Annotated in this window: 19 protein-coding genes; 7 read left to right on the forward strand and 12 right to left on the reverse strand. The window is 67.1% G+C overall.

Features of this window, described 5'->3' with window-relative positions; genetic code table 11:
* Positions 1 to 100 precede the first annotated feature (100 nt).
* On the forward strand, positions 101 to 967 hold the full coding sequence (gene hpnD / locus F9Z44_RS13350; RefSeq protein ID WP_159606898.1) for a presqualene diphosphate synthase HpnD: 867 nt from the start codon (positions 101 to 103) through the stop codon (positions 965 to 967).
* An 82-nt stretch (positions 968 to 1,049) separates the two neighbouring features.
* Positions 1,050 to 2,402 (forward strand): hydroxysqualene dehydroxylase HpnE, encoded by a 1,353-nt coding sequence (gene hpnE / locus F9Z44_RS13355; RefSeq protein WP_159606900.1) that lies wholly within the window; start codon positions 1,050 to 1,052, stop codon positions 2,400 to 2,402.
* Positions 2,403 to 2,405: 3 nt separating this feature from the next.
* Here the strand turns inward: hpnE and F9Z44_RS13360 are convergent, their stop codons facing one another.
* On the reverse strand, positions 2,406 to 3,056 hold the full coding sequence (locus F9Z44_RS13360; RefSeq protein WP_159606902.1) for a glutathione S-transferase family protein: 651 nt from the start codon (positions 3,054 to 3,056) through the stop codon (positions 2,406 to 2,408).
* A gap of 24 nt (positions 3,057 to 3,080) precedes the next feature.
* On the reverse strand, positions 3,081 to 3,806 hold the full coding sequence (locus F9Z44_RS13365; RefSeq protein ID WP_236574126.1) for an HAD family hydrolase: 726 nt from the start codon (positions 3,804 to 3,806) through the stop codon (positions 3,081 to 3,083).
* Positions 3,807 to 3,837: 31 nt separating this feature from the next.
* Between F9Z44_RS13365 and hemH the strand changes: the two genes are divergently transcribed.
* Both hemH and F9Z44_RS13375 read left to right on the forward strand, forming a co-directional pair.
* A complete protein-coding gene (gene hemH / locus F9Z44_RS13370; protein WP_159606906.1) occupies positions 3,838 to 4,929 on the forward strand; it encodes a ferrochelatase in 1,092 nt (363 codons plus the stop codon).
* A 3-nt stretch (positions 4,930 to 4,932) separates the two neighbouring features.
* A complete protein-coding gene (locus F9Z44_RS13375; RefSeq protein WP_159608718.1) occupies positions 4,933 to 5,562 on the forward strand; it encodes a LysE/ArgO family amino acid transporter in 630 nt (209 codons plus the stop codon).
* Between the two features lie 22 nt (positions 5,563 to 5,584).
* Here F9Z44_RS13375 and F9Z44_RS13380 read toward each other — a convergent pair whose 3' ends face one another.
* The 10 genes from F9Z44_RS13380 to F9Z44_RS13425 form a co-directional block, all read right to left on the reverse strand.
* Positions 5,585 to 6,451, reverse strand: coding sequence for an alpha/beta fold hydrolase (locus F9Z44_RS13380; RefSeq protein WP_159606908.1), 867 nt, complete (start codon positions 6,449 to 6,451; stop codon positions 5,585 to 5,587).
* Positions 6,448 to 7,548, reverse strand: coding sequence for a branched-chain amino acid ABC transporter permease (locus F9Z44_RS13385; RefSeq protein ID WP_159606910.1), 1,101 nt, complete (start codon positions 7,546 to 7,548; stop codon positions 6,448 to 6,450). Before F9Z44_RS13385 ends, F9Z44_RS13380 begins: the two co-directional genes overlap by 4 nt.
* Positions 7,549 to 7,705: 157 nt before the next feature.
* Positions 7,706 to 8,695, reverse strand: coding sequence for a branched-chain amino acid ABC transporter permease (locus F9Z44_RS13390; protein ID WP_159606912.1), 990 nt, complete (start codon positions 8,693 to 8,695; stop codon positions 7,706 to 7,708).
* Positions 8,692 to 9,510 (reverse strand): ABC transporter ATP-binding protein, encoded by an 819-nt coding sequence (locus tag F9Z44_RS13395; RefSeq protein ID WP_159606914.1) that lies wholly within the window; start codon positions 9,508 to 9,510, stop codon positions 8,692 to 8,694. The genes F9Z44_RS13390 and F9Z44_RS13395 overlap by 4 nt, the downstream gene beginning before the upstream one ends.
* Positions 9,507 to 10,268 carry an ABC transporter ATP-binding protein gene (locus F9Z44_RS13400; RefSeq protein WP_159606916.1) on the reverse strand — a complete coding sequence of 254 codons (762 nt, stop codon included), beginning with the start codon at positions 10,266 to 10,268 and terminating at the stop codon, positions 9,507 to 9,509. The genes F9Z44_RS13395 and F9Z44_RS13400 overlap by 4 nt, the downstream gene beginning before the upstream one ends.
* Before the next feature lie 140 nt (positions 10,269 to 10,408).
* Complete coding sequence (locus F9Z44_RS13405; RefSeq protein ID WP_159606918.1) at positions 10,409 to 11,617, reverse strand: substrate-binding domain-containing protein; 1,209 nt, start codon at positions 11,615 to 11,617, stop codon at positions 10,409 to 10,411.
* 163 nt (positions 11,618 to 11,780) lie between these two features.
* Positions 11,781 to 13,262, reverse strand: a complete 1,482-nt coding sequence (locus F9Z44_RS13410; protein ID WP_159606920.1) for a sigma-54 interaction domain-containing protein — start codon at positions 13,260 to 13,262, stop codon at positions 11,781 to 11,783.
* Between the two features lie 112 nt (positions 13,263 to 13,374).
* Positions 13,375 to 14,865 carry a tripartite tricarboxylate transporter permease gene (locus tag F9Z44_RS13415; protein ID WP_159608719.1) on the reverse strand — a complete coding sequence of 497 codons (1,491 nt, stop codon included), beginning with the start codon at positions 14,863 to 14,865 and terminating at the stop codon, positions 13,375 to 13,377.
* A gap of 22 nt (positions 14,866 to 14,887) precedes the next feature.
* Positions 14,888 to 15,412 carry a tripartite tricarboxylate transporter TctB family protein gene (locus F9Z44_RS13420; RefSeq protein ID WP_236574127.1) on the reverse strand — a complete coding sequence of 175 codons (525 nt, stop codon included), beginning with the start codon at positions 15,410 to 15,412 and terminating at the stop codon, positions 14,888 to 14,890.
* 166 nt (positions 15,413 to 15,578) lie between these two features.
* A complete protein-coding gene (locus F9Z44_RS13425) occupies positions 15,579 to 16,538 on the reverse strand; it encodes a Bug family tripartite tricarboxylate transporter substrate binding protein (protein ID WP_159606924.1) in 960 nt (319 codons plus the stop codon).
* 146 nt (positions 16,539 to 16,684) lie between these two features.
* Here F9Z44_RS13425 and F9Z44_RS13430 point away from each other — a divergent pair, with 146 nt between their 5' ends.
* The 3 genes from F9Z44_RS13430 to F9Z44_RS13440 are packed head-to-tail and all read left to right on the forward strand — an operon-like array spanning position 16,685 to position 19,273.
* Positions 16,685 to 17,359 (forward strand): response regulator transcription factor, encoded by a 675-nt coding sequence (locus tag F9Z44_RS13430; RefSeq protein WP_159608720.1) that lies wholly within the window; start codon positions 16,685 to 16,687, stop codon positions 17,357 to 17,359.
* A 25-nt stretch (positions 17,360 to 17,384) separates the two neighbouring features.
* Complete coding sequence (locus tag F9Z44_RS13435) at positions 17,385 to 18,821, forward strand: sensor histidine kinase (RefSeq protein WP_442907195.1); 1,437 nt, start codon at positions 17,385 to 17,387, stop codon at positions 18,819 to 18,821.
* Positions 18,818 to 19,273, forward strand: coding sequence for an RNA-binding S4 domain-containing protein (locus F9Z44_RS13440; protein ID WP_159606928.1), 456 nt, complete (start codon positions 18,818 to 18,820; stop codon positions 19,271 to 19,273). Before F9Z44_RS13435 ends, F9Z44_RS13440 begins: the two co-directional genes overlap by 4 nt.
* Positions 19,274 to 19,294: the final 21 nt, after the last annotated feature.

A 19,294-nucleotide genomic window follows, 5' to 3' on the forward strand; every position in this document is an offset into this window, starting at 1 on the left:
TCGGCTGGAGATGCCCTCGGGGATGAGCGCCGACAAACCTGTCAGCCCCGGGACCGGCGGGCCGGCCGGGGTACGTACACTTGTCGAAAAAACGCGCCCCATGACCCCACAAGACTACGTCCAGCAAAAAGCCGCGGCATCGGGCAGCAGCTTCTACTACGCCTTCCTGTTCCTGCCGGCCGAACGGCGCGCCGCCATCACGGCCTTCTATGCCTTCTGCCGCGAAGTCGACGACGTGGTGGACGAGGTGAGCGACCCGGCCGTGGCACAAACCAAGCTGGGCTGGTGGCGGCGCGAAGTGGCCCAATCGTTTGCCGGCACCCCCACCCACCCGGTGATGCGTGCGCTCATGCCCTTGAGCGCCACCTATGGCATCGAGGCACGGCACCTGAGCGCCGTGATCGACGGCTGCCAGATGGACCTGGAGCAGAACCGCTACCTCGATTTCGCCAACCTGCAGCGCTACTGCCACCTGGTGGCTGGCGTGGTGGGTGAGGTGGCCGCGCGCATCTTTGGCCAGACGCAACTGCAGACGACCGACTACGCGCACCGGCTGGGACTGGCTTTCCAGCTCACCAACATCGTGCGCGACGTGGGCGAAGACGCCGCGCGCGGTCGCATCTACCTGCCGGTCAACGAACTCCAGAGCTTCAATGTGAAGGCGCATGAACTGCTGCAGCGCGGCACCGCACCCGGCACCGATGAGGCCGACTTCAAACGCCGATTCACCGCGCTCATGCAGTTCCAGTGCAACCGCGCGCTGCAGACCTACGACGACGCCCTGGCCCTGCTGCCCGCCGCCGACCGCCGTACCCAGAAGCCCGGCCTGATGATGGCCAGCATCTACCGCACGCTGCTGCAGGAGATCGCCGCCGACCCACTGCTGGTGCTGACGCAGCGCGTGAGCCTCACGCCGCTGCGCAAGTTCTGGCTAGCCTGGAAAGTCCAGGCGCTGGGAAGACTATGACCCCCACACTCCAGCGCTGGCGCGGGTCGCTGCCCCCCGAGGGCGCTGCCCCGCCGCCGGGCCTCCCCAAGGCGGGTCGCCTGTGAAGCTCGCCGTCGTCGGCGCAGGCTGGGCGGGCATGGCCGCAGCGGTCGAAGCGGCATCGTTGGGGCTTGACGTGACGGTGTTCGAGGCCACGCGCACGCTCGGTGGTCGTGCCCGCGCGCTGATCACCGAAAAGCCCGACGGCACGCCGATCACGCTGGACAACGGACAGCACATCCTGATCGGCGCCTACAGCGAGACGCTGACCTTGATGCAGCGCGTGGGGGTGAAGCTGCCGCAGGTGCTGCTGGCGCTGCCGCTTTCGCTGCCCTACCCCGATGGCACGGGTCTGCAGACCCCGGCCTGGGCAGCGCGCTGGCCCGCACCGCTCGATGCACTGGCGGTCATTGCCACCGCGCGCGGCTGGACCTGGGGTGAGCGCCTGGCGTTGATCCGTGCCTCGCTGGGCTGGCAGCTCGCGGGTTTCCGCTGCGCGCCCACGCTCACCGTAGAAAACCTTTGCGAGTCCCTGCCCGACCGCGTGGTGCAGGAGCTGATCGAGCCGCTGTGCGTCTCGGCGCTCAACCTGCCTTCGTCGCACGCCAGTGCGGCCATCTTTCTGAACGTCATGCGCGACGCCTTGTTCGGCCGGGGCGCAGCGGGCTTCAGTGCCTCCAGCCTGCTGCTGCCGCGCACGGATCTCTCCGGCCTGCTGCCGGACGCCGCGGCAGGCTGGCTGCAAGCGCAGCACGGCACGACAACCCGCATTCGACCGGGCACCCGCATCACCGGACTGAGGGCCCACGCAGGTCAGTGGCACCTGACGGGCGACGGCGTGAGCGAGACCTTCGATCGTGTGATCTGGGCCACGCCGGCCAGCACGGCCGCGCAGATCCTGCTCGCCCACGAGGACGAAGACGAGGCGTTGAACGAAGCGCTGGCCAGTTGGGCCTTGTCGGCGCACGCGCTCGACTTCACCGCCATCACCACGGTCTACGCGCACGCGGCGGGTGCTCGGCTGCCTTCGCCCATGCTGGCCCTGCGCGCCGAGCCCGACGCCCAGACCTCACCCGCGCAATTCGTGTTCGACCGCGGACAGCTCAACCCGACGGACGCAGCCGCGCAAGGCGTGCTGGCCTTCGTGGTGAGCGCCAGCAGCGGCGAGCGCGACGACCTGCAGGCGCGCGTGTTGCAGCAAGGCGCGCGGCAGCTGGGCCTGAGCTTGCAGCCGCTGCTCAGCGTGGTGGAGAAACGCGCCACGTTTGCCTGTACGCCCAACCTGGAGCGCCCCGACGCGCAGATCGCCCCCGGGCTGTACGCCGCGGGCGACTATGTGCAGGGGCCGTATCCGGCCACGCTCGAAGGGGCCGTGCGCAGCGGCCTGGCAGCCGCCAGACTGGCGAGCGGCTGAGGCTCAGTCGAACTCGCGCACCTGAACATAGGCCGGTCGCGCCATGCAGCGCAGGATCCAGTCGTGGGTGAGCGGGTGCTCAGCCATGAGCGTCCGTGAAGGGCGCGCCCAGTTGAGCACGCTGGCCGCGCAGAGGTCGGTCACGGTGAAGCGGGCGGCCGCCAGAAAAGACTGGCCCGCGTCTTTCTGGCCTTGCAGGTGCTGTTCGATCACGCGCAACGGCACCGCCAGGCGGCGCTCGGCAGCGGCGGCCAGATCGGGTTTGCGCCGCTCCTCGGGCATGACCATGCGGTGCATGAGCACGGTGAGCGCGTCGGTTTCGGTTTCCGTCATGGCCCAGAAGCTCCAGCGCAGGGCCTCCGCGTCCTCGCGCGCTGTGGCTGGTGTGATGCTCACTCCGTCCGCCTCACCATGGTGGCGAGCGATGTACAGCGCGCAGGCCATGCTTTCCCAAACCACCACGTCACCTTCGGGCCGCGCATCGACCACCGCCGGCACGCGGCCGTTGGGGTTGATCGCCAGAAACGCCGGCGTGCGGTTGCCTCCGCCCTGGTACGACAGCTTCACGTGGTGGAAATCCAGGCCGAGTTCGGTGGCGGCCCACAGAGGGCGCACCGCGCGGGACGCGGGAATGCCGTAGATCGTCAGGCTCATGGCGACGGGTGCGGAAAAAAGACTTCAACCGATCTGGCGGCACAGGGCCACCAGGTCGGTCACGGTGGTGTGCGGCTGCAGCGGCGCGTGCTCCCACGCCATGCCGGTGCGGTTGACCCAGGCCACCTGCATGCCGGCGCCCAGTCCACCCACCACATCCAGATGCGGATCGTCACCAATGTGCAGCACCTCGGCTGCGTCCACACCGGCGGCGTCGGCGGCGGCGTGGAAGATGCGCGAATCGGGCTTGCCCACGCCGAATTCGCGGGCACTGAAGGCGGCGTGGAAGTGGTGCCCGAGACCCACCCGGTTCACATCGGCATTGCCGTTGGACACCGCCACCACAGGGAAGCGGGTGCTCAGCCATTCCAATGCGGGCATGGCGTCTTCAAACAACTGCACGCGCTGACGCTCTTCAAAGAACACCTCGAACGCGGGCTCGGCCAGGGCGGGGTCGTCGCCCGCGCGGTCGAGCACATGGCGGATCGACTCGCGGCGCAAGGCACTGAGGTCGTAGGCCAGATCGGGCCGCAGGGTCTGCAGGTGGTTGCGGGCCTCGCGCAGCGCGCCGGGCGTGGCGTAGAGCCGGGCGGTGGCGGGCGCGTGCTCGCTCAGCCACGCGGCCAGCATGGCTTCGGCGCGTTCGATGGTGGGCCAGATCGGCCAGAGCGTGTCGTCCAGATCGATGCTGATGGCGCGAATGCGGCTCGAATCCAGCGCAAGCAGCGCGGCCTGAGGGGCTGTACTCATGGGGGTGTTCATGCTTGCGAGAGAATAGCGCATGCCCTTCAACTCCGAACCGCCCTACAAACATGGCCAGGCCGCTCGCACGGCTGTGCTGCTGTGCAATCTGGGCACGCCCGACGAACCCACCGCCCCTGCCCTGCGCCGCTACCTCGCCGAATTCCTGGGCGACCAGCGCGTGGTGGAAATTCCGCGCTTCGTCTGGATGTTGATCCTGCACGGCATCATCCTGCGCGTGCGACCCAAGAAATCGGCCGCCAAGTACGCCGGCATCTGGATGCCCGAAGGCTCACCGCTGAAGGTGTGGACCGAGCGCCAGGCCACGCTGCTGCGCGGCTACCTGGGCGAGCGCGGCCACCAGGTGACGGTGCGCTACGCCATGCGCTACGGCAACCCCTCCATTGCCTCGGTGATGGACGAGCTCAAGGCCCAGGGCGTGACCCGCGTGCTGGTATTGCCGGCCTATCCGCAGTTCAGCGCGACCACCACCGCCAGCGTGGTGGACGGTGTGATGAACTGGGCCGCCAAGGTGCGCAACCTGCCCGAGCTGCGCTTCATCAACCGCTACCACGACCACCCCGGCTACATCCAGGCGCTGGCCAAGACCATCCGCGCGCACTGGATGGCGCACGGCCAGAGCGAACAGCTGGTGATGAGTTTTCACGGCGTGCCCGAGCGCACGCTGCAGCTCGGCGACCCCTACCACTGCGAGTGCCACAAGACCGCGCGCCTGCTGGCCGAACAACTCGGTCTGCCCAAGGACCGCTACAAGGTCACGTTCCAGTCGCGGTTTGGCAAGGCCAAGTGGCTGGAGCCCTACACCGAACCCACGCTGATCGAACTCGCGGGCAAAGGCCTGAAGAGCGTGGACGTGGTCTGCCCCGGCTTCACGAGCGACTGCCTGGAAACGCTGGAAGAGATCAACATGGAAGCGCGCGAGGCTTTCCTGCACGCGGGTGGCCAGAGCTTCCAGTACATCCCCTGCCTCAACGACCACCCCGAGTGGATCCGCGCGCTCAGCGACGTGGCCGAGCAGCACCTGCAGGGCTGGGCCACCAAAACGGCCGACAACCCGATGGAGCTGCAGGCCAGCCGCGAGCGCGCGCTGGCGATCGGCGCAAAGGACTGAGCCCTGTCAGCTGCCTGGCCCGTCTTCCTTCAGGGCTTGGCCCTGAGCCTGGGTCTCATCGTGGCCATTGGCGCACAAAACGCGTTTGTGTTGCGCCAGGGCCTGCGCCGCGAGCACGTGGGCAGCGTGGTGATCTTCTGCGCAGTGGCCGACGCCGTGTTGATCGCGGCGGGTGTGCTGGGCATGGCGCAGGCGCTGGCCGACAGCCCCGGCATTGCGCGCGCACTGGCCTTGGCCGGCGCCGCCTTCCTCACGGTCTATGGCTGGCGCGCCCTGCGCCGCGCGCGGCATCCAGAGCGGTTGACCGCATCCGAGGCGGGTGGATCCATCAGCCGGGCTGCGGCCCTGGCGCAAGCAGCTGCCTTCACGCTGCTCAACCCGCATGTGTATCTGGACACGGTGCTGCTGGTGGGCAGCATCGGCGCCCAACAACCCGCCGCCTTGCGCGGCTGGTTCGTGGCGGGTGCCAGCTCGGCCAGTGTGCTGTGGTTCGGGCTGCTGGGTTTTGGCGCACGCTGGCTGGCGCCGTGGTTTGCGCGGCCCAGGGCCTGGCAGGTGCTCGACGCCCTGGTCGGCGTGACCATGTGGGTGCTGGCCGCGCTGCTGCTGCGGCATGCGCTGCTTGGGGCGTGAGCCGCATTTCGGCTCATGCGGCTCAGTGCCCCGCCAAGAACCGCTGCACCAGCTCGAATTGCTCAGGCACATTGAGCGCCGGTGCGTGCCCGCAGCCGGCGATGGTGACCACCAGCGCGCGCGGCCCGCGGTCGCGCATGGCTTCTGCCGTGTCGGCCAGCAGCAGGTCGGAGTCGGCACCGCGCAGACACAGCACCGGCACATCAATGCGGTCGTAGGTCGGCCACAGTTCGTAGTCGGTGGGATGGTGGGTGAACTGCTGGACCATGGCCGGGTCGTAGTGAGGCGTCACGCGGCCGTCGGGCAGGCGGCGCGTGGAGCTTTCGGTGAGCAGCGTCCACTGCGCATCGCTCAGAAAACCGTAGGGCTTGTAGATGGTGCGGAAATACTGCTCCAGCTCACCCACCGTGCCGAACGCGGCCGGGTTGCCGGCATAGCTGCGGATGCGCGCGATCGCGGCGTCCGCCGTTTTGGGGCCGATGTCGTTGAGCACCAGACGCTCGATGCGCCCGCGCAGAGGACCGGCCGCGCACACCATGCCGATGGCGCCGCCCATGGAGGTGCCGACCCAGTGGAAGCGCCCGATCCCCAGCTGGTCGACCAGCGCGGTCGCGATGCGGCTGTAGAAGTCGAGGCAGTACTCGGTCTCGGGCTTCGGGCTCCACTGGCTGAAGCCACGGCCGATGGTGTCGGGGCAGATCACCCGCCAGCCCTGCGCGCTCAGGTGCGCGGCCAGCGGGTCCATGTCGCGCCCGGTGCGCGCAAGACCATGCCAGGCCACCACCACCGGCCCATCCGGGGTGTCGGGTTGCCAGTCCATGAAGTGGATCTCGCGGCCTTCGCACACGAGATAACGCGAGCGGGGCGTCACGGCGGCATGGGGTTTCATTTCAGCCCCTTCAGCCGACCGAGCACCGCGCGCTCCCGCAACTTGCCCACCACGCCGGTGGGAAAGTAGTAAACCGAGAGCACGAACAGAACACCCAGCCAGAGCAGCCAGCGGTCGGGGGTGAGCAAGGCGGGCAGCAGCGGAATGCCTTCGGTGGCCTGCCCGGCGATGCGCAGCAGGTCTTGCAGGTAACTCTGCGCCACGAGAAACAGCACGCTGCCGATCAGCGCGCCGTACAGCGTGCCCATGCCGCCGATCACGACGATGAGCAGGATGTCCAGCATGATCTCGAACGACAGCGAGGTGTCGGGTCCGTTGTAGCGCAGCCAGAGCGCGAGCAGGCAGCCCGCCAGCGTGGCGAACGAGGCCGAGAGCACGTTGGACAGCGTGCGGTAGACGACGGTGCGGTAGCCCAGCGCTTCGGCTCGGAAGTCGTTCTCGCGGATCGCCTGCAGCACGCGGCCGAAGGGTGAGTTCACGATGCGCAGGATGGTCAGGAAGATCGCGGTGACGGCAACGAAGATCAGGTAATAGCTGACCAGCCGGCCGTTCAGATCCACCTCGCCCAGCGGTGTCACCAGCGGTTCCTCGCGCAGCATGAAGCCGGGCGACAACAATTCGGGTACCCGGAAGCTCAGGCCGTCTTCACCGCCGGTGAAGTCGGAGAGTTGCGAGGCCAGTGTGAGGAAAGCCGAGGCCACCGCCAGCGTGATCATGGCGAAGAAGATCGCCTTCACGCGCAGTGAAAACAGGCCGATCAGCAGCGAGAGCACGAGCGAGATCAACAACGCGCAGACCACACCCAGGGCCAGCGCGCCCCAGCTTGCCTGCTCCGCCGAATTGAGCGCGATCGCCACGCCGTAAGCGCCGATGCCGAAGAACATGGTGTGCGCAAAACTCACGATGCCGGTGTAACCCAGCAGCAGGTCAAAGCTGGCCACCAGCGCCACGAAGATGAGCACCTTGGCCGCCACGTTGAGCGCCTTCACGCCCGGAAACAGGAAGGGTGCGAACGCGAGGCCGAGGACCAGCACGATCAGCAGTGCGGTGAGCCAGCGGCTGCGCGGCAGGTCGTTGGAAAGGAGACGGTTCAGCATGGATGACATCCTTCGCAACGAGCGAAAAGAACTCCGTTCGCCCTGAGCCTGTCGAAGGGCTCTCGCGCTGCACGGCACGAGGGCTTCGACAAGCTCAGCCCGAACGGATGGGGGCTCAAGCGCCTGAAACGCTTCATGGTTTCCATCGTGGTTTTCCTCATCTGTTCGTCACGGGGTACACGCCCTGCGGGCGCCACAACAGGATGGCCACCATCAGCGCGATGTTGGAAAACAGCGCGACCTTCGGCGCCAGGAAGCCGGTGTAGTTGGCCATCAGGCCCACCAGCAGCGCGCCGATGAGCGCACCCGTGGTGGAGCCCAGGCCGCCGATGATGATGACGATGAAGATCAACACGTTGACCTGCGCGCCCATCTGCGGCAACACGGTCTGCTGGTACAGGCCCCACATCACGCCGCCCAGGCCGGCCAGCGCACTGCCCACCACGAACACGCCGATGAAAAGCTGGCGGATGCGGTAGCCCAGCGACTCGACCATCTCGCGGTCCTGCACGCCGGCACGCACCAGCAGGCCGACCTTGGTGCGGTTCAAGGTCCACACCATCGCGGCGAACACCGCAGCACCCACCAGCACCGCGAGCAGGCGGTACTTCTCCACCGCCGCGTCGCCAAAGATGAACGAGCCTCGCAGGCTCTCGGGCAGTGGCAGCGCGATCTGCTCGGGGCCCCAGATGACCTTGATCATTTCTTCGCCAATGATCATGCCGCCCATGGTGATCAGGATCTGCTTGAGGTGCATGCCGTACACCGGGCGGATGATCAATCGCTCGAACACCCAGCCCAGCGCGCCGGCCACAGCCATCGCCACCAGCATCGCAGGCAGCAGGGCCATGAGGTTGAGCCAGAGGCTGTCGGCTTGGGTGTAGCTGCCCATGCTGGCCAGCACCGTGGTGGCCACGAAGGCGCCCAGCGCGATGAACACACCGTGGCCGAAGTTGAGCACGTCCATCAGACCGAAAACCAGCGTGAGGCCCGAAGCGATGATGAAGATGATCATGCCCATGGCCAGACCCGCCACGGTGAGCGTGACCCAGGTGGAGCCACTGCCCACGGCGGGCAGCGCGATCAATGCCAATGCCGGCACGAGGGCGAGCGGCTTCCAGTCAAAGTCGGCTTTGAGAAGTGTCATTGGTGTGCCCCCAGGGAAAGGCCGAGAAGCCGTGACTGCATTCCTTCGTCTGCGGCCAGTTCGGCCATCGAGCCGCTGTGCACCACACGCCCGTCGTCCATCACAGCCACGGAGTCGCCGAGCTGGCGCGCGAAGTTGAAGTTCTGCTCGACCAGCAGGATGGTGGTCTGGGCGGCCTTGAGTTCGCGGAAGGCCGCGATCATGTTCTGGATGATCGCGGGCGCCAGGCCCTTGCTGGGCTCGTCGATCAGCAGCAGCTTGCGCGGCTCGACGATGGCGCGCGAGACCGCGAGCATCTGCTTCTGCCCGCCGCTCAGTTTGCCGGCCGGGTGCAGCCAGAACTTCTTGATGGCGGGGAACAGGCCGAAGATCCATTCGAGCCGCACGGTGTCGATGTCATCGAGCGTGCGCGCACCGCGCGCGGCCAGCAGCATGTTCTCGCGCACCGACAGGTCGGAGAAGATGCCCATGCTCTCGGGCACATAGGCCACGCCGCTTTGTGCGGTGTCGGGCGTGGGCTGCTTCGTGATATCCACGCCATCCAGCACCACCGTGCCCTGGCTCGCGTGCCACAGGCCCATGATGGTGCGCAGCGTGGTGGTCTTGCCGGCGCCGTTGCGGCCGAGCAGCATGGTGAGCTGGTTGGCGGGCACCACAAGGTCCACGCCGTGGAGGATGTGGTACGCGCCGATGTGGGTGTGGACACCCTTGAGCGTCAACAGGGGCGAGGCGCGATCCGGCGCCGGGCCGCCCCAAGCCGGATCAGCCCCCTGGGGGGGCAGCGACCCGCGCAGCGGTGGAGCGTGGGGGCTCATACAGCCTCCTCTTCGGTCGGATTGATGCCGAGGTAAGCCTGCTGCACCACCGGTGAAGCGATCACTTCTGCCGGGTCGCCATCGGCCACCAGCTCACCGTTGTGCAGCACGATGATGCGGTCCGAGAGCTCGCGCACCACGTCCATCTTGTGTTCGACCAGCAGGATGGTCTTGGTCTTGTCGTTCTTGAGCTGGCGGATCAGGTTCAGGATCACCGGCACCTCGTCCACGCTCATGCCGGCGGTGGGTTCGTCGAACATGAAGACCTGCGGCTCCAGCGCCATGAGGATGCCCACTTCAAGTTTGCGCTGGTCGCCGTGCGGCAGGCTGCTGGCCAGTGCGTCGCGCTTGTCGGCCAGTGCCACGGTTTCCAGTACCTCGTCGGCGCGCTGCAACAGGTCGCGCCGGTCGCTCCAGATGCGCCAGAGGTTCAGGCCCGCCCTGGCCTTGGCCTGCACGGCCAAACGAACGTTTTCCTGCACCGTGAGGTTGGGGAACAGGTTGGTCAGCTGAAAGGCCCGACCCAGCCCGGCCTGCGCACGCGCCGGCGCACCAAGCGACGAGATGTCGTGGCCGCCCAGGCGCACGCTGCCCGCGCTGGCCTTGATCTGCCCTGAGATCAGGTTGAAGTAAGTCGTCTTGCCGGCGCCGTTGGGGCCGACGATGGCGGTGAGCGTGCCCGGCGCGAACGCGCAGGAGACAGCACTCACCGCCACGTGCCCGCCGAAGCGGACCGTGAGGTTCTGGGTTTCAAGCATGGGAAGACTGCGCCGGGGCGCGTATCGGTGAGAAAGCCACCCACCCACCGTTCGGGCTGAGCCTGTCGAAGCCCATCCACACAGGGAGGCCCTTCGACAAGCTCAGGGCGAACGGGTGTGATGGGCGCCGCGGAAATGAATCAGCGCTTGTTGCGGATCGGGATGTTCAAGTCTTCTGGCTTGATCTCCCGCACCAGCTCAGGCACACCCCACGCAAACGCCGGGTCCACCTTGATCTTGAAGTGGTACATGCTCTGCATGGCCTGGTGGTCTTCCGCGCGGAAGGTCATCTTGCCCTTGGGTGTGTCGAAGCTCATGCCCTCCATGGTCTTGATGAGCGTGTCGGTCTTGGTGTCGCCGTTGGTCTTCTTGAGCGCAGTCACCACCGCCATGGCGGCCGAGAAACCGCCGGCCGTGAAGAAGTCTGGCGGCGTCTTGAACTGCTTGTAGTGCTCGGCCACCATGGCGTCGTTCACCGGGTTCTTCGGGATGCCGAAGTAGTAATACAGCGCGCCTTCCATGCCGGGGAACTGCTTGTAGGCCACCATGGCCGGCAGGATGTTGCCACCGGTGGCGAGCTTGATGCCGTAGCGTTTTTCCAGGTCCATTTCAGCGATCTTGCTGAACGGCGTGGGCGCGCCCGACCAGCCCACCGAGATGTACTTGGTGCCCGGCTGGTCCTTGAGCTTGTCGACGATGCGCAGCAGGCCGGCGGTGAAGTCCGTCGTGCCCACGGGCAGGTATTCCTCGTGAACGATCTTGGCCTTCTTCATGAAGTCCTTGGTGGCCTTCACGCCGTCGCGGCCAAAGGCGTTGTCGTTGGCGAGCAAGGCCACCACATTGCCCGGCTGGTCCAGGGCCACGGCGTTGGCGGCGGCGTCCTGGCTGCTGTTGCGCCCGGTGCGGAAGATGTACTTGTTCCACTTGTCGCCGGTGATCGAATCGGCCACGGCGGGCTCGACCAGCAGGATCTTCTTGTATTCCTCGGCCACCGGCAGCATGGCCAGGGCCACGGGCGAAGCGGTCGGGCCGATGGCCAGGTCCACCTTGTCGTCGGCGTAGGCGGCGGCCAGCAGGCTCTTGCCCACGTCGGGCTTGCCCTGGTCGTCCTTCTCGATCACCACGATCTTCTTGCCTGCAACCATCATGGTGCCCTGCGTGGCGTAGCTCAGACCCATCATCAGACCCGCCTGGGTTTGCTTGGCATAGGCCTCGAGCGGGCCGGTCTTGCTGTGGATGTGGGCGATGCGGATCTCGCCCTTGCTGGCCTGCGCCATGGCCATCGAGGCACCGAACGCGGCGGTGCAGGCAAAGGCGATGACCGCCAGACGGCGGGTGGGGTTTGTCATGTCTTGTCTCCTGGTGTTGGACGATTCACAGCTGTGCGCCGTGGCCTGACATTGCAGGCTTCGTGCCAGTGCGCAAGACCCTTGATTTCGCTGCGTTTTTCCGACGACCTGTGCGCATGCGTCTGAATGTCAGACACATTCGGCGGATCAAAACGTCTGAATTTCAGTCAGTCGTCTGGAATTCAGGCGCCAGATCCATCGTGGTGAGCCGGTCGTACAAGCTGGCGCGCGAGATGCCCAGCAGCCTGGCCGCCGCCGTGCGGTTGCCGCCGGTGTGCGCCAGGGCCTGGGCAATGGCCCGGTGCTCGAGTTCGGCGATCTGCTCGGGCAGCGGACGCAGCGCATCGGTGACAGCGGCGCGCTGCGGCACACGCAAGGCGGCGGCCGGAGCCAGCGCGGGCAGCCCCGCCTCCTGAAGAACCACGCCCACCTGCGAGCCTGCGATGTGGTGGGTGTCGCTGCGCAGTGCGAGCTGCTCCAGCACGTTGCGCAGCTCCCGGATATTGCCGCGCCACGCTTGCGAGGCCAGCAGGGCCTGCGCGTCGGGGTTGAGCTCCAGCTGCGCGCCACCGCCGCGCGCGGCGATGTCCTCGCACAAGGCCTCAATCAGCAGCGCGATGTCGTCCCGCCGCTCGCGCAGCGGCGGCACGCGGATCGGCAACACATTGAGCCGGTAGTAGAGGTCTTCGCGAAAGCTGCCGTCGCGCACCATCTGCTGCAGGTCGCGCGAGGTGGCCGCGACCACGCGCACATCGAAATGCACCAGCTTGTTCGAGCCCAGCGGCTCGATCTCACCCTCTTGCAGCGCGCGCAGCAGTTTGACCTGCACCGACATCGGCATGTCGCCCAGCTCGTCGAGAAACAGCGTGCCGCCGTCGGCGAGTTTGAACTTGCCGTCGCGGCCTTTTTTGTCGGCCCCGGTGTAGGCGCCCGGCGCCACGCCAAAGAACTCGGCCTCCAGCAAGGTGTCGGGCACGGCCGCCATGTTCACGCTCACGAACGGGCGACCGGCGCGCGGCGACGCGGCGTGGATGGCGTGCGCGAGCAGTTCCTTGCCGGTGCCGGTCTCACCCAGCAGCAGCACCGGGCTGGCCGACTGCGCCGCGCGGCGAGCCTGGCGCTTTACCTCGAGCGCGGCGGCGCTGCTGCCAACGAAACTGGCGAAGGTGTACTTGGTGCGGCGCTGGCTGGCGAGTTCGCGGCGTGCATCGCTCAAGTCCTGCTCCAGCCGCGCAAACTTGGAGATGAGCGGTTGCAGCGTGGTCTCGGGATGATCGAACAGCACGATGCCGAGCACCCCGATGACCTCACCCGCGTCGTCGCGCAACGGAATGCGGCTGACCACGAAGGTGCCGGCCTTGTTGGTGAGCAGGTCGATGAGGATGGGTTTGCCGGTGGCGAGCACCTGGTGCATCTGCGTGTTCTGCACGACGCTGGAGACCGGGTGGCCGACAAAGTCTTCTTCGCGCTCAAAGCCGAGTGCGGGCAAAAAGCGGCGGTACTGGTCGTTGATCCACACCACGCGGGCATTGCGGTCGACCAGCATCATGCCCTCGCTGGCATTGGCAAACAGATCGAACATGGACCTCGCGGCCAGTTCAAGAATGCTTTGCGCGTCGCGCGGCAGGCGGTCGTCCCGGATCATGCTCGGATGGTACCCCCGGTGGGTATCTGTTCCGGCTTTGTTCGGTTTGGTTTTCTCCGGCTGGTCCGGTCATCGGCGACCACGCTGCTTCAGGCCCGCGAGGTCTGCCACCCTAAGTCTGAACCCGCCGCGCAAGCAGCCGAGGCACCAGCAGAACCATCACCACCACGGCCAGTAGCGTGGCCGACATTGGTCGCTGCAGGAACACCATCCAGTTGCCTTCACCGATGGACAAGGCATTGCGCATCTGCGCCTCTGCCATCGGACCCAGGATCAGGCCCACGATGACAGGCGCCGTGGGGAAGTCGTAACGGCGCATCACCACACCGAGCAGGCCCAGGCCATACATCAGGAACAGATCAAACGCGCTTTGGCGCATGCCATACACACCCACGGTGGCAAAGATCAGGATGCCGGCGTAGAGCTGCGGGCGCGGGATCTTCAGCAGCTTGACCCACAAGCCCACCAGCGGCAGGTTGAGCACCAGCAGCATCACATTGCCGATGTAGAGCGAGGCGATCAGCGCCCACACCAGGGCCGACGAGGTCTGGAACAGCTGCGGCCCGGCGTTGATGCCGTAGTTCTGCAAGGCGCTCAGCAGAATCGCCGCCGTCACGGAGGTGGGAATGCCCAGCGTGAGCAATGGCACCAGCGTGCCGGTCACGGCCGCGTTGTTCGCCGCCTCGGGCCCGGCCACGCCCTCAATGGCGCCGGTGGTGCCGAACTCGGCCTTGTGCTCGGGGCTGGCGAGCTTGCGCTCGGTGGCGTAGCTGAGAAACGTGGGGATCTCGGTGCCGCCGGCCGGGATGGTGCCGAACGGGAAACCGATGGCCGTGCCGCGCAGCCAGGCAGGCCAGGAGCGGCGCCATTCGCTGCTGGTCATGTGGGCGCGGGTCATCTTGTTCATGAAAGCCGGGCTGCGGCCCTCGTAGAGCGCGTTGTAGAGCGCCTCGGCCACCGCGAACAGGCCCACGGCCACCAGCACCACCTCGATGCCGTCCATGAACTCGAGCACACCCGCCGTGTAACGCACCTGCGCGGTGATCTGGTCGATGCCGATGAGGCCCAGCGCCAGGCCGAAGAACAGCGCGGTGAGGCCACGCAGCGTGCTCTGGCCCAGCACCGCGCTGACCGTGGTGAAGGCCAGCAGCATCAGGCAGAAATACTCGGGCGGGCCGAGTTGCACCGCGAACTGCGCCAGCATGGGCGCGAACAGCGTGACCAGGATGGTGGCGATGCTGCCCGCCACGAACGAGCCGATGGCCGCGCTGGCCAGCGCCGCGCCGGCGCGCCCGCTCTTGGCCATCTTGAAGCCTTCGAGGGCGGTCACCATGGTGCCCGTCTCGCCCGGCGTGTTGAGCAGGATGGACGTGGTCGATCCGCCGTACATGGCGCCGTAGTAGATGCCGGCGAAGAAGATCATCGAAGCCGTGGGTTCGACCTGGCCGGTGATGGGCAGCAGCATGGCCACGGTCACGGCCGGGCCCAGGCCGGGCAGCACGCCGATGGCGGTGCCCAGCGCACAGCCGGCGAAGGCCCACAGCAGGTTGATCGGAGTGCCGGCGGTGGCGAAGCCACCGAGCAACTGGTTGAGGGTGTCCATCATGTTGTTGTCGCCTTCGCGCTCAGATCCAGCCCGAGGCCGTGATGCCCGGCAGGTTCACCGCGAGCAATTTGGTGAAGAGCCAGAAAACCGGCGCCGAGATCGCGATGCCGATGGCCGCGTCCTTGCAGGTCTGGCGCACGTCACCGATAGGATTGCCCTCGCTGGCGCGCAGGCCGCGCACCGCAAGCGCGAAGCACAGCGCGCAACTCAGGATGAAACCGATGGTGGTGATCAACGAGGCATTGAGCAACACGCCAGCCGACACCCAGGCCAGCGCGCGCCAGTCGCCACGCGCTGCGCCCGAGGGCTCTTCCATCTGGCGGTAGCCGCCAGTGAGGACTTCGCGAATCAGCATCACGCCACACAGGCCCAACGCCGCGCTGATGACCCAGGGCAGGAAGTTGGGCCCCACGCCGGCATAGCCCGCGTCGGACGGAATGGCCAGCGCGCCCCACGCGAGCACGGCGGCCACGATCAGCGCACCAACGCCCATGGCCAACTGGCCTGGGCGGTGATTGGGTGGGGGTGAGGTGTCGTTGTTCATGTCAACTTTCTGCCAAGTCGGCGCGATACGCGCAACGAATGAGACATCGCTCATTCAGGGGCATCAAGGGTCCGGCTCCGCCGGCCCAAGATGCCGCCCCCTCCCAGCGCCGAAGGCGCGCCAGAGAGCGGGAAGCCGCGAAGCGGCGCAGGGGGTGATTCCGGTTCTAGACCATGCCGGCGCGAACCATCGTGGCGCGCAAAGAAGAAAAGTCCTTGTCCACGAACTCGTCGAACGCCTTGCCGGTGAGCAGTGCGGGCGTCCAGTTGTTCTTTTCCATCGCCGCGGTCCAGGCCTTGCTCTGCGTGGCCTTGACCACCATGGCGGTCAGCGCGTCGCGCTGGGCCGGGGTGATACCGGGCGCGCCGTAAACACCGCGCCAGTTGCCGATCTCCACGTCGATGCCCTGCTCTTTCAGCGTGGGCACGTTGATGCCCTTGACGCGCTGCGCCGAGGTGACCGCGATCGCCCGCATCTTGCCGCTGTCGATGTACTGCTGGAACTCGCTGTAGCCGCTGCCACCCACGGTGACGTTGCCACCCAGGATGGCCGCCGTGGCCTCGCCGCCACCACGGAACGGCACGTAGTTGATCTTGGAGGCCGGCACGCCGACCGACTGCGCGATCTGCGCTGCGGCGATGTGCTCGGTGGCACCGCGCGAACCGCCGCCCCACTTGATGCTGCCGGGGTCTTTCTTGAGCTGCTCAACCACGTCCTTCATGGTCTTGTAAGGAGAGTCGGCCGGCAGCACGAACACGTTGTATTCGGTGGTCAGGCGCGCAATGGGCGTGAGCTGGGTGATGGAGACCGGCGGCTTGCCGGTGATGATGCCGCCGAGCATGACGGCGCCCATGACCATCAGCGCGTTCGGATCGCCCTTGCTGGCGTTGTAGAACTGCGCCAGGCCAATGGCCCCTGCGGCGCCGCCCTTGTTCTCGAACGTGACCGAGGAGGCCACGCCCGCGTCGCGCAGGGCGTCGCCCAGCGCGCGGCCGGTGCCGTCCCAGCCACCGCCGGGGTTGGCGGGAATCATCATCTTGATGTTGGCGTTGGCCCAGGCGGCGTTGGGCAGCACGCCGGCGGCGGCCAGCGCGGCCAGGGATTTGAGGAAGGTATCGCGACGCATGGCTTGTCTCCTTGTGGGTGAACGGACAGGTTGCATCTTCCGTCCGCACGCTGTCAGTTCGCTGTCCGGCGACTCGGGATAAACCCTAGGATGCATTCCCTGGCCGTCGAGGCAGCCATCACCGCATGCCCATAATCGCCGCACAAATGAAGCTGCTGCTGATCGAAGACAACCCCACCATGCAGACCACACTGCGGCGCTCCTTCGAGCGGCGCGGCATGCAGGTTCTGGGCTGCGAGGACGGCAGCCGCGCCCTGGCCCTGTGGCAGGCCAGCCTGCCCGACGCGGTGCTGCTCGACCTGAGCCTGCCGGGCATGGACGGGCTGGAAGTGCTCAGCCAGGCGCGCGCGGCTGGCCTGGAGACGCCCGTCATCATCCTGACCGCGCGTGGCACGGTGGGTGACCGCATCCTGGGCCTGAACACCGGGGCCGACGACTACATGCCCAAGCCGTTCGACCTCGACGAACTCGAGGCCCGCCTGCGGGCCCTGGTGCGCCGATCGGCCAGCACCGAGAGCTCCACGCGTGGCCCGGCCTGGTGCGGCATGCACGTTGACAAGGACAGTGGCGCGGTCTACTTCGATGGCCGTCCGCTTGAGCTGGCTCCGCGCGAGATGGCGCTGCTGCGCGCCATGCTCGGCAAACCCGGCCACGCCATCGCCAAGGAGCGCCTGTTCGAGCTGGTGTTCCCGGGCGAGAGCCAGGTGCAGCCCGAGGCCATTGAAGTGGTGGCCTACCGCTTGCGCAAGAAAATCGCCCACACCGGTGCCCAGCTGGTCACGCTGCGCGGCCTGGGCTATCTGCTCAAGGCGGACAGCTGATGGGTAACGGATGACGGCAGCCCCCGTGCTCCCGCGAAACGCGACCCTCTCTCTGCGCCGCACGCTGCTGGTGGGCATCCTGCTGCCGGTGTTCGCCTTCGTGCTGTTCAACACCGTGGTCCTGTACCGCCAGGCCCTGACCGCAGCCGACACGGCCTACGACCGCACCCTGCTGGCCACGGCCAAGTCGCTTGGCGAGCAGCTGAAGATCGCCGGCAGCGGCAGCGAGGTGCGGGTGGAGTCCACCCTGCTCTACTCCGCGCTCGAAGCCTTCGAGGCCGACAACCGCAGCCGCATCTTCTACCGCGTGAGCGGCTTCCGGGACGAGATGGTCTCGGGCTTCGCAGACCTGCCGCCCTGGCGGGCCGACATCCCCGACCAGAACATCTACGCCGCGCTGGTGAACTTCTACGACGACGAGTACCGCGGCGTGCCGGTGCGCATGGCGGTGCTGCTGCAGCCGGTGGCCGGCGTGCAAGGTCAGGGCATGGCCACGATCCAGGTGGCCGAAACGCTGGAGCTGCGGCAGACGCTGGCGCGCCAGATCCTCATCGACACCCTCTGGCGGCAGGCTGCTCTGGTGATCGTGATCGCGCTGGTGGTGGTGTTCGTGGTTCAGCGCGCCACGCGCCCGGTGCGTGCGATCAGCCATGCGCTGGGCGCGCGCAGTGAGAACGACCTCTCGCCCCTGCCCACCGAAGGCGCACCACGCGAGCTGCTGCCGCTGCTGGAAGCGACCAATCAGCACATGCAGCGCCTCTCGCACCTGCTGGAACACCAGAAACGTTTCGTGCGCGACACCTCCCACCAGCTGCGCACGCCACTGGCCGTGCTCAAGACGCAGGTGCAATCGGCCCAGCGTGGCGATGTGGAACCCCGCCAGGCGCTCGACGAAATCGGTCACACCGTGCTGCGCGCCACCGAGCTGGCCAACCAGATGCTTGCGCTGGCCAAGGTCGAGCAGCTTCGTCAGGAGAAAAGCGTGCCGGTGCACGACTGGTCGGCTGTGGTGCGCCTGGTGGCCCTTGATCTCTCGGCGCTCATCGCCGAGCGCGCACTCGACTTCTCCATCACCACACAGCCCGCACCCGTGCGCGCCCACGAATGGGGGCTGCGCGAACTCAGCCGCAACCTGCTGCACAACGCCATCAAGAACACGCCCGAAGGTTCCGCACTGACTGTGGCACTGGTGACGGACGCACAGACCGCCGCCCTCACCATCAGCGACGAGGGCCCGGGCATCTCGGCCGCGCTGCGCGAGCGCCTGTACCAGCCGTTTGCCACCGAACACCGGCAGGCCAACAGCGTCTCGGGTTCCGGCCTGGGCCTGGCGATCTGTCGCGAGATCGTGCAGTCCCTTGGCGGCGCCATCGACCTTGACAACCGCACGCAATCTGGCCGGGTGCGCGGGCTGGACGCCACCGTGCGCCTGCCACTGGCCTCACCCAACCCCTCTGCATGAAACCTGCCACCAACGAACCGCCATCCTCCCGGGTCCGTCTTGACAAATGGCTCTGGGCTGCGCGCTTCTACAAGACGCGAGGCCTGAGCAGCGAGGAAATCGACAAAGGCCGCGTCAAGCTCAACGGCCAGTTGGCGAAACCCTCCAAGGAAGTGAAGCTCGGCGACACACTGGAACTGCGCATCGGCCACGAGGTGCGGACGGTGGTGGTGCAGGGCTTGAGCGGCGTGCGTGCTTCAGCGCCGGTGGCCGCCTTGCTTTACGAGGAAACCCCGGCATCGCTGGCACAACGCGCCGCCAACGCCGAGATGCGCCGTCTGGCCCCCGAGCCCGCCCACAGCCAGACCATGGGCCGACCCACCAAGCGGGACCGGCGCGACATCGAGGGTTTGCGCGACGCACCGCCGCGGGACGACTGGAACGACCGCTGGAGTGCGTCGCTGGACGACTGACAGTGCCCCCACGCTCCGCCG

The sequence above is a fragment of the Hydrogenophaga sp. PBL-H3 genome, assembly GCF_010104355.1.
In the GTDB taxonomy this organism is placed as follows: Bacteria; Pseudomonadota; Gammaproteobacteria; order Burkholderiales; family Burkholderiaceae_C; genus Hydrogenophaga.

Bases quoted from the DNA above. Each gene is read 5' to 3' on its own strand.
- hpnD (WP_159606898.1), top strand. From the start codon at position 101: ATGACCCCACAAGACTACGTCCAGCAAAAAGCCGCGGCATCGGGCAGC.
- F9Z44_RS13360 (WP_159606902.1), bottom strand. From the start codon at position 3,056: ATGAGCCTGACGATCTACGGCATTCCCGCGTCCCGCGCGGTGCGCCCT.
- F9Z44_RS13365 (WP_236574126.1), bottom strand. From the start codon at position 3,806: ATGAGTACAGCCCCTCAGGCCGCGCTGCTTGCGCTGGATTCGAGCCGC.
- hemH (WP_159606906.1), top strand. From the start codon at position 3,838: ATGCCCTTCAACTCCGAACCGCCCTACAAACATGGCCAGGCCGCTCGC.
- F9Z44_RS13380 (WP_159606908.1), bottom strand. From the start codon at position 6,451: ATGAAACCCCATGCCGCCGTGACGCCCCGCTCGCGTTATCTCGTGTGC.
- F9Z44_RS13385 (WP_159606910.1), bottom strand. From the start codon at position 7,548: ATGCTGAACCGTCTCCTTTCCAACGACCTGCCGCGCAGCCGCTGGCTC.
- F9Z44_RS13390 (WP_159606912.1), bottom strand. From the start codon at position 8,695: ATGACACTTCTCAAAGCCGACTTTGACTGGAAGCCGCTCGCCCTCGTG.
- F9Z44_RS13395 (WP_159606914.1), bottom strand. From the start codon at position 9,510: ATGAGCCCCCACGCTCCACCGCTGCGCGGGTCGCTGCCCCCCCAGGGG.
- F9Z44_RS13400 (WP_159606916.1), bottom strand. From the start codon at position 10,268: ATGCTTGAAACCCAGAACCTCACGGTCCGCTTCGGCGGGCACGTGGCG.
- F9Z44_RS13405 (WP_159606918.1), bottom strand. From the start codon at position 11,617: ATGACAAACCCCACCCGCCGTCTGGCGGTCATCGCCTTTGCCTGCACC.
- F9Z44_RS13410 (WP_159606920.1), bottom strand. From the start codon at position 13,262: ATGATCCGGGACGACCGCCTGCCGCGCGACGCGCAAAGCATTCTTGAA.
- F9Z44_RS13415 (WP_159608719.1), bottom strand. From the start codon at position 14,865: ATGGACACCCTCAACCAGTTGCTCGGTGGCTTCGCCACCGCCGGCACT.
- F9Z44_RS13420 (WP_236574127.1), bottom strand. From the start codon at position 15,412: ATGAACAACGACACCTCACCCCCACCCAATCACCGCCCAGGCCAGTTG.
- F9Z44_RS13425 (WP_159606924.1), bottom strand. From the start codon at position 16,538: ATGCGTCGCGATACCTTCCTCAAATCCCTGGCCGCGCTGGCCGCCGCC.
- F9Z44_RS13430 (WP_159608720.1), top strand. From the start codon at position 16,685: ATGAAGCTGCTGCTGATCGAAGACAACCCCACCATGCAGACCACACTG.
- F9Z44_RS13440 (WP_159606928.1), top strand. From the start codon at position 18,818: ATGAAACCTGCCACCAACGAACCGCCATCCTCCCGGGTCCGTCTTGAC.